At 41.1% G+C, this 15,634-nt stretch carries 14 protein-coding genes; 2 read left to right on the forward strand and 12 right to left on the reverse strand.

The genetic code is table 11. The features are described from left to right. Positions 1–41 precede the first annotated feature (41 nt). The 9 genes from RYH73_RS14465 to atpD form a co-directional block, all read right to left on the reverse strand. The gene (locus RYH73_RS14465) at positions 42–1,505 is read right to left on the reverse strand and encodes an ATP-binding cassette domain-containing protein (RefSeq protein WP_335314155.1); all 1,464 of its coding nucleotides are present in this window, start codon (positions 1,503–1,505) and stop codon (positions 42–44) included. A 191-nt stretch (positions 1,506–1,696) separates the two neighbouring features. Continuing rightward, positions 1,697–3,178, reverse strand: a complete 1,482-nt coding sequence (ilvC, locus tag RYH73_RS14470) for a ketol-acid reductoisomerase (protein WP_335314156.1) — start codon at positions 3,176–3,178, stop codon at positions 1,697–1,699. 40 nt (positions 3,179–3,218) lie between these two features. Then, positions 3,219–3,686: a DinB family protein gene (locus RYH73_RS14475; protein ID WP_335314157.1), complete on the reverse strand. Its 468-nt coding sequence runs from the start codon at positions 3,684–3,686 to the stop codon at positions 3,219–3,221. A gap of 2 nt (positions 3,687–3,688) precedes the next feature. Further along, positions 3,689–4,279 carry an acetolactate synthase small subunit gene (gene ilvN, locus RYH73_RS14480; protein ID WP_335314158.1) on the reverse strand — a complete coding sequence of 197 codons (591 nt, stop codon included), beginning with the start codon at positions 4,277–4,279 and terminating at the stop codon, positions 3,689–3,691. Positions 4,280–4,332: 53 nt separating this feature from the next. After that, the gene (locus RYH73_RS14485; RefSeq protein WP_335314159.1) at positions 4,333–4,728 is read right to left on the reverse strand and encodes a four helix bundle protein; all 396 of its coding nucleotides are present in this window, start codon (positions 4,726–4,728) and stop codon (positions 4,333–4,335) included. 39 nt (positions 4,729–4,767) lie between these two features. Next, on the reverse strand, positions 4,768–6,519 hold the full coding sequence (ilvB, locus tag RYH73_RS14490) for a biosynthetic-type acetolactate synthase large subunit (protein ID WP_335314160.1): 1,752 nt from the start codon (positions 6,517–6,519) through the stop codon (positions 4,768–4,770). A 106-nt stretch (positions 6,520–6,625) separates the two neighbouring features. Next, a complete protein-coding gene (gene ilvD, locus RYH73_RS14495; protein ID WP_335314161.1) occupies positions 6,626–8,320 on the reverse strand; it encodes a dihydroxy-acid dehydratase in 1,695 nt (564 codons plus the stop codon). 392 nt (positions 8,321–8,712) lie between these two features. After that, positions 8,713–8,967: an ATP synthase F1 subunit epsilon gene (atpC, locus tag RYH73_RS14500; protein ID WP_335314162.1), complete on the reverse strand. Its 255-nt coding sequence runs from the start codon at positions 8,965–8,967 to the stop codon at positions 8,713–8,715. A gap of 55 nt (positions 8,968–9,022) precedes the next feature. Beyond that, complete coding sequence (atpD, locus tag RYH73_RS14505) at positions 9,023–10,528, reverse strand: F0F1 ATP synthase subunit beta (protein WP_335314163.1); 1,506 nt, start codon at positions 10,526–10,528, stop codon at positions 9,023–9,025. A gap of 379 nt (positions 10,529–10,907) precedes the next feature. Between atpD and RYH73_RS14510 the strand changes: the two genes are divergently transcribed. Next, the gene (locus RYH73_RS14510; RefSeq protein ID WP_335314164.1) at positions 10,908–11,825 is read left to right on the forward strand and encodes an SDR family oxidoreductase; all 918 of its coding nucleotides are present in this window, start codon (positions 10,908–10,910) and stop codon (positions 11,823–11,825) included. Between the two features lie 580 nt (positions 11,826–12,405). Next, positions 12,406–13,194, forward strand: a complete 789-nt coding sequence (gene mtgA / locus RYH73_RS14515) for a monofunctional biosynthetic peptidoglycan transglycosylase (protein ID WP_335314165.1) — start codon at positions 12,406–12,408, stop codon at positions 13,192–13,194. On the opposite strand, the gene RYH73_RS14520 is transcribed toward mtgA, so the two are convergent. From RYH73_RS14520 to floA, 3 genes are all read right to left on the reverse strand, one after another. Then, positions 13,191–13,646: an ABC transporter ATPase gene (locus RYH73_RS14520; protein WP_335314166.1), complete on the reverse strand. Its 456-nt coding sequence runs from the start codon at positions 13,644–13,646 to the stop codon at positions 13,191–13,193. The genes mtgA and RYH73_RS14520 overlap by 4 nt on opposite strands. Before the next feature lie 181 nt (positions 13,647–13,827). After that, complete coding sequence (locus tag RYH73_RS14525) at positions 13,828–14,535, reverse strand: RluA family pseudouridine synthase (protein WP_335314167.1); 708 nt, start codon at positions 14,533–14,535, stop codon at positions 13,828–13,830. A 71-nt stretch (positions 14,536–14,606) separates the two neighbouring features. After that, positions 14,607–15,593 carry a flotillin-like protein FloA gene (gene floA, locus RYH73_RS14530; RefSeq protein WP_335314168.1) on the reverse strand — a complete coding sequence of 329 codons (987 nt, stop codon included), beginning with the start codon at positions 15,591–15,593 and terminating at the stop codon, positions 14,607–14,609. Positions 15,594–15,634 lie beyond the last annotated feature (41 nt).

The following is a 15,634-nucleotide window of genomic DNA, read 5'->3' on the forward strand; positions in this document are numbered from 1 at the left end:
ATAGCTTCGAATGGACAACGATCCTATTCAGTGCCTATTTATTAAGCATATGCGGCCATCTTTTGTATTGTTTTTACTTCGCCTTTCTCTAGCACAATTTTATTTTCCAAACAACTCGGTAATAAGGCTTCATAATGACCAACATAAATCAATGTTTTTCCAAAGCTACAAAGTTCATCGACAACGGCATTAAAATGTTCAGTCTGTGCATGATCTAATCCTTGACAGGGTTCATCCAATATCAGCAGCGATGGATTTTTGATCATCGTTCTGGCCAATAATACCAAGCGTTGCTTGCCTAGAGGAAGTGATGTTAGTAGCCTGTCTTTATACAGCGTGAGCTCGAAAAAATCCATGAGTTGATTCACTCTTTGTTGCTGTTCGTAACTCAATTGCCGGAATAAGCCGATACTATCATAAAGTCCGGAGGCAATTGCCTGCCAAACTTTGGCTGTTTTATCAAAATACCAATGCAGTTCCGGAGAAACAATGCCTAAATGCGCTTTGATATCCCAGATACTTTCTCCACTTCCTCGCTTACTACCAAAAAGATGAATCTTATTTGCATAGGCTTGCGGATGATCGCCATTTATTAGGCTAAGCAAAGTCGATTTTCCAGAGCCGTTGTGACCCTGTAAGAGCCATTTTTCACCTTTGCGTACGGTCCAACTAATGTCTTTTAATACTTCTTTTTCTCCATAACGCACCCGGATGTTCTCCATGTGAACCAACACATCAGCAGTCTCCTTTGCTTCTTCCCGAAGAAAGTAGGGCAAGGGTTTTTGTTGACGTACGAGCTCTCTCTTCAAGTGTTGAACGGACGGTAGATTTTTTAGTTGTCCATGTTCGATTTCTGCAAATCGGTTGATACAAGCGGGGATATTTTCATCATTCGTGATAAGCACCAGCTGCACACCTGCCACAACAAGTTCTTCCAAAAACTGGTTTAGCTTCTCACGCGAAGCTTTATCCAGACCCGTATACGGTTCGTCGATAATCAGCAATTGCGGTTTGAGCCAAAGTGCTTTTATCAATTGTAATTTTTTATGCTCACCACTGGACAACTCAATAAGCTGCGTGTTTTTAAAATCAATAAAATCAAACAGACCTAAATATCTCTCCACGTCTTCGAACGCTAACTTTTCCGCTTTGGCATAATGCACTAATTCAGCATAAACCGTCAAGGTATCGTTCCGCTGTTGTTTATTATAACGTTGTTGATAATAGAAATTACGATCGCCTTCTAGGTTGGTAAACTGATACCAGTTAGATACATACAGCACGCGAGCGGGGAGAGGAGATGATGGATCGAAAAAGAATTGGACATCGCCGCTTGTCTTTTCAAGTCCGGCAATCGCTTTTCCCAATGAACTTTTTCCCGAACCGCTTTTTCCACCAATGAGCCAATGCTCTCCTGGAAGGATCTGCCAACTTAGTTGATCCAATATAACATCCTGTGCATATTGGAGACTTAAATGGGTAATATGAACGACGGGATTAATCATAGCCGAATGGGCTGGAATGCCTTTTTAATATCGTGTGGTTGTTTTGTAATACAAACTTATATAAATTGCTTTTTATATACAATCGTTCCTTTTCCGGTTATTAAGTTACCCATAAGAGCGGGTAATGATTTACTGAATAACAGGGGAGGGTGGTGTCTAAAAAGTAAATTTATTTTAGACACCACGCTTTTTTATGCGGTTTTGATGGCTTTCATTGCCGTCATTGCCCTCCGTAATACCGCCCCTACTTTTTCTACAGGATGGTTGCGGATAGCATCATTAACGGCAATTAATTCTTGATTATCAACTGCGCCATCTTTCCCTTCATTGAAGTTCTTTCCAATGATATCGGTATCAACAGTTTTCATGAAATCAGCCAACAATGGTTTGCACGCATGATCAAATAAATAACAGCCGTATTCAGCCGTGTCTGAAATTACGCGATTCATTTCGAATAATTTTTTACGCGCAATGGTATTCGCAATTAAGGGTGTTTCATGCAACGATTCGTAATAAGCTGATTCCGGTTTAATGCCAGCTTCTACCATCGTTTCGAATGCTAATTCAACGCCGGCTTTAATATAAGAAACCATAAATACCGCATGATCAAAATATTCTTGTTCTCCGATTTTGATGTCTCCTGCAGGTGTTTTTTCAAAGGCAGTTTCACCCGTAGCAGCACGCCAAGCCAATAGATTCTTATCGCCATTCGCCCAATCTTCCATCATGACACGGCTGAACTCACCACTCATGATATCATCTTGATGTTTTTGAAACAGCGGGCGCATAATGGTTTTTAACTCTTCAGAAACTTCAAATGCTTTGATTTTAGCGACATTGCTCAATCTGTCCATCATCGCTGTAATACCACCTTGCTTTAATGCTTCCGTGATCACTTCCACCCCGTACTGAACAAGTTTAGACGCATATCCCGGTTCAATTCCTTTTTCGATCATTTTATCAAATGATAGGATGGAACCTGTTTGCAAAAGTCCACATAAAATGGTTTGTTCCCCCATTAAATCTGATTTTACTTCCGCTACGAATGACGAACGCAATACGCCGGCTTTATGACCACCTGTTCCAACGCAATAAGCTTTCGCTTCCGCTAAGCCCTTGCCTTGAGGATCATTTTCAGGGTGAACCGCAATAAGGGTCGGTACGCCAAAACCACGTAAATACTCAGCCCTTACTTCAGAACCGGGGCATTTTGGTGCAATCATGACAACGGTAAGGTCCTTACGGATCTGTTTTCCTTCTTCTACAATATTGAAGCCATGCGAATAAGATAGCGTAGCACCTTCTTTCATTAAAGGCATTACGGCGTCAATAACCGAAGAGTGTTGTTTATCAGGGGTTAAATTACTTACAAGATCAGCTGTTGGAATAAGTTCTTCATAAGTGCCTACCTTAAAGTTGTTATCGGTTGCATTTTTCCATGAATCTCTCTTTTGTTCAATTGCTTCCTTACGGAGTGCGTATGAAACGTCAAGTCCGCTATCTCTTAAATTGAGTCCTTGATTTAAGCCTTGAGCACCGCAACCCACGATGACGATTTTTTTACCTTTTAGTGCGCTCACGCCATCTGTAAATTCACTGATAGCCATAAATTCGGCGACGCCTAACTGATTTAATTTCTCTCTAAGTGGTAGGGTGTTAAAATAATTTGCCATTTTCGTTTATCTGCTAATTTTTCTTTTATTGCGTTGATTGTTATTTTCTTATTATTCTTTGTTGAGCCTGCGCATAACCAAAATGTAGGCTGTCATGGCCGATTGAGGTGATCAATACCGCTTCAATGTCTTGTAGTAGTGCTCCATAAGTAGCAGTCTGATAAGATTGTATTTTATCGAAAAGCCCCTTTTTATAGTCTTCCTCAATTTTTAAAATAGTAGTGATGCTCAATTCTTTTAATTCATCGATTTCAGCTGCATCTACGAAGTAGGATGGTCTGGAGCCTTTTTCGTAAGCATGCACGAATTTCACCTGCTGCTTGTCCGGCCAAATACCCGTACGAACATAGCTTAGTGTTTGTGTACTTACCACGATGTGGCCAAAGTTCCAAATGATATTATTATTAAATCCTTCGGGAATCCGATTGACATCCTCTATCGATAATCCATCTATCAATTCGATAAACGCCTTGCGTGCGTCTATAATAAATTTAAATACACCGTCCATGTTTACATCGTAAAGACTTTGTCCTGCTTATCAAGATATTCATTCTCGACTACCTCTTCGGCCGGTTCTGCTAGCTCAAATTGCTTTAATTTTTTGTGGAATCCTTCACTGTCCTTGATAATGGCAATGCGCGCACTTCTCACAAATTCAATTAAGTTATACTCAGCCAAAGCTTCGGTAAGCTTATCTATTTCCTCGCGGTGCCCTGCGGTTTCAAAAACGGTGTAATCGTTTCGAATGACGACTGCATGAGCACCATATTCACGTAATAAGCGCTCAATAGGAGCTTTTTCCGTTACGATGCTGGTTGGAACTTTGTATAAAGCTTGTTCTTGCCATATAACCTCATCATTGGTGTTATAATAGGCTTTGAGTACTTCAACTTGTTTTTCAATTTGTCTGCATAATTTACGGACTACCTCTTCTGACTCCGTAATCACAATGGTAAAACGATGAATACCGTGCGCTTCCGAAGGAGAGGTGTTCAGACTCTCAATATTTATTTTACGACGAGAGAATATGATGGCAATTCTGCTGATCATGCCGATGGTGTTCTCTGCATAAACCGTGATTGTATATTCTTGTTTTTCCATTGGAAATTAAAAATTAAAAAGTAAAAATTAAAAAAAGCATGGTGCGCTATATTCTAATCTTTTATCTTGTTGTCTTTTGTTTTAACGATAATGGAGGCAATAATTTTTGATAGCTCATCGGCCTCATTTATCAATTTGTTAATCTCTTCTTGTTTATTTTCTATTACCGTATCCCTTATTAGGCAAAGCAAATATTTTGTCTCGTTTGCTGATTTTAGCGAAATTGTATAGAACTTAATGAAGTCGTTCTTTGAAGAACCGGCAATTCCCTCCACCAAGTTAGCTCCAATTGAAGTAGTGCTCCGTATTAATTGATCAAAAAGCGATGAAAACACAGCAGGATATTTTTGATCCTTTACAAAAAGAACAACTGCCTTTGAAAAATGATATGTCCTATGTTTAATGTTATAAACTGCACCACCCTCCATCAAAGTATCAACATTCATCATCGCCTTTTACTTTTTACTTTTGAATTTTTACTTTGAAAGCTATTTCAATCTTATTTCGCTTACGCTGCTTCCTTGCGGTACCATCGGGAAAACATTATTTTCTTTGCCGACCATTACTTCCAATAGGTAAGAACCATCGTGGTTCAACATTTCTTGCAATGCCTCTCTTAAATTAGCTCGCTGATCCACTCGTTTTCCAGGAATATAATAGCCTTTGGCTACGGCGACATAATCAGGGCTTGTGATGTTTACAAAAGAGTAACGTTTATCATGAAACAGCTGTTGCCACTGGCGCACCATACCCAAAAACTGGTTATTGAGGATCAAGATCTTAACCTTTGCACCGAACTGCATGATTGTACCCAACTCCTGAATAGTCATTTGGATCCCACCATCACCGATGATGGCCACTACATTACGTTGAGGTGCACCATACCAAGCTCCAATCGCCGCCGGCAATCCAAATCCCATGGTGCCTAATCCACCGGAAGTAACATTGCTTTTGGACTGTTTGAAGCGGGCGTAACGACAGGCTACCATTTGGTGTTGGCCAACGTCTGTCACAATGACGGCATCGTCGTTCGTCAATTCGTTCAATACATTAATGACTTCGCCCATGGTCATTTCACCTTCTTGAGGATTCAATTCAGCGTGAATTACTTCTTTCACTTCTTCTTGCTCAAGCTCACGGAATTTCTGCACCCACTCCTTGTGTTGACTGGCTTGAACTGAGCTGGTGAGCAACGGCAATGTTTCCTTACAATCGCCCCATACCGGTACGGTTGTTTTTACATTTTTGTCGATTTCCGCAGGATCGATATCTAAATGAATAATCTTCGCTTGTTTGGCATATTTATCGAGGCGGCCTGTAACCCGGTCGTCAAAACGCATGCCGATAGCAATAAGTACGTCACATTCGTTTGTTAAAACATTGGGCGCATAATTGCCGTGCATACCTAACATACCCACGTTCAACGGGTGGTCTGTTGGAAGGGCACTTAACCCCATAATTGTCCAGGCAGCAGGAATTCCCGTTTTTTCGATAAAGGCTTTAAACTCATTTTCAGCTTTACCTAAGATAACACCCTGACCAAAAAGCACAAAAGGTTTTTTTGCTTGATTAATCAGTTCAGCCGCTTCCGTTATATATTCTTTTCGTACGATTGGAGCCGGGCGATAACTTCTTACATGATTGCAGGCCTTATAACCTTCATAATCGAACAATTGCAATTGTGCATTTTTTGTAATATCGATTAACACGGGGCCGGGTCGGCCGGTTTTAGCGATATAAAATGCCTTGGCCAAAGCCGCAGGAATTTCGCAGGCATCAGTCACTTGATAATTCCACTTCGTTACCGGTGTTGTGATATTGATAACATCGGTTTCCTGAAAGGCATCTGTCCCTAACAGATGGGCGAATACTTGCCCGGTGACACATACAATCGGATTGCTATCAATCATGGCATCTGCCAGTCCTGTAACTAAATTGGTCGCTCCCGGGCCACTGGTAGCAAAGACAACACCGGTTTTTCCCGAAGTACGGGCATAGCCTTGGGCTGCATGTATACCCCCTTGTTCATGGCGCACCAATATATGTTTCAATCGATCGTTGTAATCATATAGCGCATCATAAATGGGCATAATGGCACCTCCCGGATAACCGAATATGGTGTCCACTCCTTCAGCAATAAATGCCTCTAATACAGCTTGAGAGCCTGAGATCTTTGTTGTTGTTGCCTTTTCCTCTTGTGCTTGCTGAGGAGCTTCTTTTGTAACTTCGAGCGTATTCATATCCTTTTCGTTATTGGTGGTTTGTTACTCGTTATTCGTCTTATTGATACAGTTATTAGCTTTAAGCTATAGTAATACTCTTTTCTCTTTCTTCTTGCCTTTTGCTTTATTCATCTGTTACACAACCTTCTGCGGCAGTTGAAACCGTTTTGGCATATTTATATAGAACGCCTTTATTGACCTTTAGGCTGGGTTGTTTCCAATTACGCCTTCTTTCGGCAATGAGCTCATCGGCGACCTTTAATGTGATCGTATTGTTGACAGCATCAATTTCGATGATATCATTATCTTCAACCAAGCCAATAAGTCCCCCTTCATAAGCCTCCGGTGTGATGTGTCCGACTACAAATCCGTGCGTACCGCCACTAAAACGGCCATCGGTAATCAGAGCAACACTTTTTCCTAATCCGTAGCCGATAATGGCAGAAGTGGGTTTTAACATTTCCGGCATACCAGGAGCCCCCTTTGGTCCTTCATTTTTAATAACTACTACGTCGCCGGGTTTCACAGTTCCATTCCCTAAGCCTTCAATCAAGTGTTTCTCTCCATCAAAGACTCTTGCAGGGCCTTCAAAACGTTCACCTTCTTTACCTGAAATTTTAGCTACGCTCCCTTTTTCAGCCAAATTACCATACAGAATTTGTAGGTGACCGGTTGCTTTGATAGGATTGTCAAGGGTTTGCACGATTTGCTGTTTCTTCAAATTGATCGGCTCAATGTTTTCCAAGTTCTCAGCTAAGGTTTTACCCGTAACCGTTAAGCAGTCGCCATGAAGTAATCCCTCATTCAAAAGGTATTTCATGACAGCCGGGATACCTCCATATTGGTGGAGATCTTGCATTAAGTATTTACCACTTGGTTTAAAATCTGCCAATACCGGTGTTGTATCACTCATGCGTTGAAAATCATCTTGCGTAATTTCAACACCTACGCTCTTTCCGATTGCTATAAAATGCAATACAGCATTGGTACTTCCACCGAGGATGACAATGACACGTAAAGCGTTTTCAAAAGCCTTGCGAGTCATAATGTCGGAAGGTTTTATATCCCGTTCCAATAGGATGCGGATATATTTTCCAGCCTCCAAACATTCCTTTCTTTTTTCTTCGCTAACGGCCGGGTTTGAAGAGGAGTATGGAAGGCTCATACCTAGCGCTTCGATGGCCGAAGCCATCGTATTAGCTGTATACATACCGCCACAGGCACCTGCACCGGGGCAAGTATGTTTGATGACTCCTATAAAATCCTCCTCACTAATAGTTCCTGCTATTTTTTTCCCGAGTGCTTCGAATGCAGATACAATATTTAAATCCTCCCCCTTATAATGACCTGGGGCAATAGTGCCTCCATACACCATGATAGAAGGACGATTGAGTCTTCCCATTGCCATGATGGATCCTGGCATATTTTTATCACAACCTGGAATTGTAATCACACCATCGTAATATTGTCCACCACAAATTGCTTCTATACTATCGGCTATAATATCTCTACTCACTAAGGAATAACGCATACCATCGGTTCCGTTACTCATACCGTCACTTACACCGATTGTATTAAATACCAAACCAACCAAGTCATGATCCCATACGCCTTTTTTGACCACTTGAGCCAAATCGTTTAAATGCATGTTACAGGTATTACCATCATAACCCATACTTGCAATGCCGACTTGTGCTTTGTTCATGTCTTCGTCCGTAAGACCAATGCCGTAAAGCATGGCTTGAGCAGCAGGTTGTGTTTTATCTTGTGTAAACACTTTGCTGTACTTGTTTAGTTCAGTTTTTTGTTCAGTTAGCATGTCGCAGTTAATCTATTATTTTTGTTATCCGATCTGTAAATAGTATGGACTGACTTCGTCTTGTCTTCTACAGGTTTTATTGCCAATTAATTGTTTTCCCAAAATAGTAGCTTATAATTACAAAGGCAATAGCTATTAAGGATTTGTTAAATTTGATATTTTGTTTTAATAATATTGTTCTGTTCGAAATTTTATTCTGCACAATATAGCTGTTTTACCATATAAGTGCTCAATAAATAGACTAAAACCTAATTCGGTATACGGTATGTATTTATGCATGCATAGTAAATTTTCGCTATTTTCTTCCTAAAATTGACCGATGGACAAAAATTTCTATCAAAAAAAAGCCCGGTAACCTTTTGATTACCGGGCTTTCTTTGTTTGCTTTTCTTCTAGTTTTCTTCTGTTACAACACCTTCAGCAAGCACGGTAATTTTATTGTCGAGTACTTCAACCACCCCGCCTTTAATAATAATGACTTCAATATCTTTATTGTTGCGAATAATGACCTTGCCATCGTCCAGTGTAGAAATAATAGGTGCGTGGTCTTTCAAAATCTCGAAAGAGCCTGCACTTCCCGGTACCGTTACAGAATGGGCTTGTCCGCTGAATATTGATTGGTCTGGTGTAATAATATTAAGTTCCATATATACTAGGTAATGCGTACCAAGCTTTGAAACTTGATACGCTATACGATAATTTTTACGCGTTTGCTTCTTCTAAAAGCTTTTTGCCTTTTGCGATCGCATCTTCAATGCCACCAACTAGGTTAAATGCAGCCTCAGGATATTCATCAACCTCACCATCCATGATCATGTTAAAGCCCTTGATGGTCTCTTTGATATCCACTAAAACACCTTTTAAACCTGTAAATTGTTCTGCAACATGGAAAGGTTGTGATAAGAAACGTTGTACTCGGCGCGCACGGCGGACAACTAGTTTATCTTCCTCCGATAACTCATCCATACCTAAGATGGCAATGATATCTTGTAGTTCCTTATAACGTTGTAAGATTTCTTTAACTCTTTGTGCGGTATTATAATGCTCGTCACCAAGAATAGTCGGGTTAAGGATACGTGATGTTGAATCCAGAGGGTCTACCGCTGGATAAATACCTAGCTCGGAAATTTTACGTGACAATACCGTAGTTGCATCTAAGTGTGCAAAGGTAGTAGCAGGAGCAGGGTCTGTTAAGTCATCCGCTGGTACATATACTGCCTGAACGGAGGTAATGGAACCTCGTTTGGTAGAAGTAATACGTTCTTGCATTAGTCCCATTTCCGTTGCCAATGTAGGTTGGTAACCCACCGCAGAAGGCATCCGACCTAATAATGCAGATACTTCTGATCCGGCTTGTGTAAAACGGAAAATGTTATCGATAAAGAATAAGATATCTTTTCCTGCACCTTCACCGTCTCCATCACGGAAATATTCAGCGATAGTGAGTCCCGAAAGCGCAACCCGTGCACGCGCACCGGGAGGCTCATTCATTTGACCGAAAACGAAAGTAGCTTTGGATTCTTTCAATGCATCTGTATCTACTTGACCTAAGTTCCAATCGCCTTTTTCCATACTATGCAAGAATTCATCACCGTAAGTGATGATCCCTGATTCAATCATCTCGCGAAGAAGGTCATTTCCCTCACGTGTACGTTCACCTACACCTGCGAACACCGATAGTCCGGAATACGCTTTTGCGATGTTGTTGATCAATTCTTGGATAAGTACGGTTTTACCTACACCTGCACCTCCGAATAAACCGATTTTACCACCTTTAGCATAAGGTTCCAATAAGTCGATTACTTTGATACCGGTATAAAGCACTTCCGTTTCGGTAGAAAGATCTTCGAATTTCGGGGGTAAATTGTGGATAGGACGTCCGTTTGATTTATCGAGTTCTTTAATACCGTCAATGGCATCTCCAACTACGTTAAATACACGGCCCTTAATGTCATCGCCTATTGGCATCTTTATAGGAGCTCCGGTATCCTTTACAGGCATACCCCGTACAAGACCATCGGTAGAATCCATGGCGATCGTACGTACGCGTTCTTCTCCTAAATGTTGCTGAACCTCTAAAACAATACGTTGTCCGTTTGCTTTTTCGATTTCCAATGCGTCGAAAATTTTCGGTAATTTAGCATCGCCTGCAAAGCTGACGTCTACTACTGGTCCGATTATTTGCGCTATTTTTCCGGTGTTGGACATATAAGAAACTATGTTTTTTTAAATAATGTACAGATTTATTGCCATTTAAGGGCTTTATTTCGGACTGCAAAAATACGCTTTCTACTGGAATATCAAACACTTAAATGAAAAGAATTTTTGTTCGGAAAAATTGCACTTGAAGTGATGGGCGTTTTCGTAGACTTCAAGGGGGATTTTTGGAAGAATGAATCTGTAATTCATTGTCTATAAATGATTTCTTTGACTTTATCAAGCCTGTGATGCAGCGAGCGCTTTTGGAAGAATATTTTTTGCGCGCCTAAACAATTTGCTGCTATTTTCGTCTTAATTTAGGAAAGCTTTAAGGGGATTAGATCGTACATCTTTGTCGCCACTTATGGAAAGCGTTTAATGACATCACATGAAGAGATTATTAGTAACAGGCAGTAATGGTTTATTGGGGCAAAAGATTACAGATCTTTTAGTACAGGGGCAGTTTCCCAACTTCGAATATATAGCGAGTTCAAGGGGTGCCGATCGTTTTGACGCGAAGGCCTATCATTACCTGGATTTAGATATTACACATCATGCGCAAGTTTTAAAAGCAATTGAGACTTATAGTCCGGACATTATTATTAACACAGCAGCTATGGCTAATGTAGATGCCTGTGAAAGAGAACCCGCCAAGAGTTATGAAGTGAACGTGGCAGCGGTGGCTAATTTAATCAAGATCTGCGAAGACAGAAACATTCATTTGATTCATTTGTCAACCGACTTCGTGTTTGACGGTGAAGAAGGCCCTTATGAAGAGGATGATCGGCCTAATCCGGTGAATATTTATGGTGAACATAAGATGGCTGCAGAAAATTTGCTACAGCAAGCAGCCTGCCCTTGGTCGATTGTTCGTACTATTTTAGTATACGGTGTTCTTCGGGATTTAAGTAGAAGCAACATCGTATTATGGGCTAAAAACGCGCTGGAAAATGGCCAACCGATTCGTGTGGTGAATGATCAATGGCGGATGCCTACTTTAGCGGAAGATTTGGCGAAAGCATGCCTGGTTGTTGCCGAACGAAACGCTACGGGAATTTACCATATTTCAGGTAAAGACATGTTCAGCATTTGTGAAATCGTGGAGGCGGTGATTGAGCACTATCGTCTCGACGCCTCGTTTATTTGTAAAGAAGCATCAGAAGCACTTAATCAAGATGCTAAACGTCCGAAGAGAACGGGTTTTATATTAGATAAGGCCTATGAGAAACTGGATTATGTGCCACATAGTTTTGGGGAAGGACTGAAGTTGATCGATGAACAGCTAGCAAAATTGCAGTCGTCTTAAGATGTTAACGTACTGTTAATATTAAAGGAACGATTTTTTTAACTTCTTTCTTTCTCCGCGAAAGAAAGAAGCAAAGAAAGCTCGCCGCTTCAAAATTTACAGGAATGGTAGTGCCTCCTAGTGCTAGCTGTAAATTTTGGAGGCGGCATTTTTTTTAGACCGGAGAGTCTTTACTTTTAACCGGACGAATTAACTCTAGCTTTGACCAGAGGGCATGTGCGTGGGAAAAACGGTCTTGGAGGATACCGAGGCCGTTTTTCCTACGCACAGTGCTAAATTGAGGGCTGAAGAAATGATACATCCGGTTAAAAGCATTAACCGTTGGCTTTGGAAAATGTCGCCTAGGAAATTTGCGGTTTGCACGTTGATGCACTATCGTTTAAAGCAAAGTTCCAAGCGACGAGTCTTTGGTTACTTTCTGCGGAAGAAAGTGACAAAAATAATCGTTCTTTTAACATAAACACCTTCATCTACATATTAAAACGATTTCCTTGCAGGTATAATGAACACTATAGGATAATCATATTTTATTTTTAGGTTTGCAGCTGAATCAGGGGAACATCAATACCACCTATTATCAATGGCGATTAAACGAACACCGAAAAAAAATCAATTTCGGAAGAAAAGTTCAGCAAAGCATAAGAAAAACAAATCTTCCTTTTTTGTAAAGGATCGACTGCTAACGCTTATTCGGCAACGGAAGTACGGTGTCTTTTTTGCTCACCTCGCCTTATATTTTATGATCATCACAGGCGGTTGGGTATTCATTTTTCGTTTTATTAATCCACCCATTACCTGGCTCATGCTGCAACGAGGGGTTGAACGGAAGTTCGATGGAAAGGATTGGAAATTGGAAAAACACTGGGTAAGTTATGATGAGCTATCCGACAATTTAAAAAAAGCAGCCATTGCCGGAGAAGATGCCAATTTCATGGAGCATGCCGGTTTCGACATCCGGGCAATACGAGATGCATACAAAAAAAATCAAGCGGGAAAGGCCATGCGTGGAGGAAGCACCATTAGTCAGCAAACCGCAAAAAATGTCTTTCTGTGGCCAGGTCGTTCCTGGGTTCGAAAAGGTTTCGAAAGTTATTTTACGATACTCATCGAGTTGTTATGGGGTAAAAAGCGAATTTTAGAAGTCTATCTCAATGTAATCGAAACCGGTGATGGGCTTTACGGTGCATATGCCGCCACCCGAACGAATTTTAACAAGCCTGCAAGCTCGCTTACAAAAAGACAAGCAGCACTGATTATCGCTGTATTACCGAACCCCAGGCGTTGGTCGCCCGCGAGACCCACAGCTTACATTAATCGAAAAGCGAACGCGATTGTTCGCTATATGGGACATAGTATCATTCCCGATTAAGCAAACACACGCGCGTGCCAGCTCTCTTTAAACGGAACTTCCCATTTCGTCAACAAGTCATCTCCGTTATCAACTAGGTTATTAAAAACAATTGTATTTTCGGTAATTACACCTTGAGCAATCAATTGTTCAAATTTGGCTCTTGGTGCGATCCGTATCGCTGCTCCCTCTTTGTATGCAATTTGCATTCTATCAAATAAAGAAATGTCCAGTTCACCTTCCAATTCTTTTAAGATATGTACCGACTTGTCGATGGAGCAACCGCTAGGCATGGCAAAAGACTGATCAACCGTAATAACGATAAATAAATGGTATTTTATTTCAACATAAGCGGCTAATTCTTTTCCGTGGGCCTTCCATTGAGAGGTAAAGGCCGCCAATTTATTCAGAACAATTTCCTCTTCGTTGGCATTAAACGGTCTTGACGCCTGATAAATCCAAACTCTTTTCATGTTGACAAATTCAAAAGTAAAAACCCCGAAGGGCTCATTGATGCCTTAAAAAAATAAACAAGATATCAATAATTCAAAAGTAAAAAGTAAAAATTCAAAAGCAAACCTGCCTACGGTAGGCAGGAAGTAAAAAGGCAATTCATCACTCATCGCTCATCATTCATAATTCATCACTACTCAACTACTCCCCAAAAATCTCAAAACGTTCCCAAAAACCATCTCGTGGCAAGGGGGCAAAAATCCGCACTTCTTCCTTTTTTACCGGATGTTCAAAAACCAGTTTACGCGCATGCAAGCAAATACTTTTTTTCAAACTTCCACGGGGGTATCCGTATTTATTATCGCCTACGATTGGACAATTCAGCGAGGCTAACTGAACACGGATTTGATGGGGTCTACCGGTCACGGGGTTCACTTCGATTAGATAATAGCCATTCAATTCCCCAATCAACTTATAGTGCAATTCTGCACGTAAGCTCCCCTTTACCTCATGATCAAAGCCCTTTGTCACATTCTTGCCGGAATTTTTAACAAGCCAATGAATCAAAGTTCCTTCAGGTTGCGCAGGTCTATTACGTACTACAGCCCAATAGGTTTTGTGCATATCCCTGCTTTTGAACATTCGGTTAATGCGATCGAGTGCCTTACTGGTTTTTGCGAATAAAATGACCCCACTTACCGGCCGGTCTAGACGGTGCACAACACCAAGGAAGGCACCATTTGGCTTGTCATACTTTTTGGTAAGGTATTGTTTCACTTTTTCGTCAAGCGGTTCATCTCCTGTATCATCCACTTGAACAATATCCCCTGCACGCTTATTAATAGCGATCAGGTGATTATCTTCATAAAGTACCTCTTTATCCGTAATAGGTCGACTTGCGTTGCTCATCTGCCTACAAAGTTAAGAAAAGGTTTTATTTCTCTCACAACAGACAACCCATAACCCGCAACTAAAGAAATTTATTTATTTTTTCCTTTATTTTCAGCACCGGGTTTGGCGATCGACTCGCGCATATCGGTATCAGCCTGTATGTTTTGCATTTTATAATAATCCATTACCCCCAAATTTCCACTTCGAAAAGCCTCAGCCATCGCAAGTGGAATTTGAGATTCCGCTTCAATTACTTTTGCGCGCGCCTCTTGTGCTTTCGCACGCATCTCTTGTTCGGAAGCAACTGCCATTGCTCTTCTTTCTTCGGCTCTCGCGTTTGCGACTTTTAAATCAGCTTCTGCCTGATCGGTTTGCAATTTAGCGCCAACATTTTCCCCGATGTCGATATCAGCAATATCAATCGAAAGAATTTCGAAGGCGGTACCACTGTCCAAACCTTTTTCCAACACTGTTTTGGAAATCTTATCCGGATTTTCCAAGACTTCTTTATGGTTACCGGCCGAACCGATCGTGGTGACAATCCCTTCGCCTACCCGTGCTAAAATTGTTTCCTCTCCCGCCCCGCCAACGAGCTGGTTTATATTCGCACGCACGGTTACGCGCGCTTTGGCGATCAGTTGGATGCCATCCTTTGCAACTGCTGCAACAGGTGGGGTGTTAATCACACGAGGATTTACGGAGATTTGCACCGCATCAAATACATCACGCCCCGCCAGATCGATCGCCGTCGCGAGTTTAAAATCCAAGGGGATATTCGCTTTATCTGCTGATATCAATGCTTTTATTACTTTGTTCACATTGCCTCCTGCCAGGTAATGTGTTTCGATATCATTCGAAGTTATATTCAGCCCGGCTTTCGTGGAAGTGATCATCGCATTCACAACAAGCGATGGGGACACCTTCCGTAATCGCATTAAAACAAGATTTAACAGATTGACCTTTACTCCCGAAAGTTGGGCCGTAAACCATAGATTCACCGGTAGGATGTACAAAAATAAAAACAAGGCTATAACAGCGCCTACAATCATTAATATGGGAGATAAAGATGGATCCATAAGTTTAATAGTTTTGAGGTTAAGGCCTAAAGATAAGTTTT

This window comes from Olivibacter sp. CPCC 100613 (genome assembly GCF_036959255.1).
Lineage (GTDB): Bacteria > Bacteroidota > Bacteroidia > Sphingobacteriales > Sphingobacteriaceae > Olivibacter.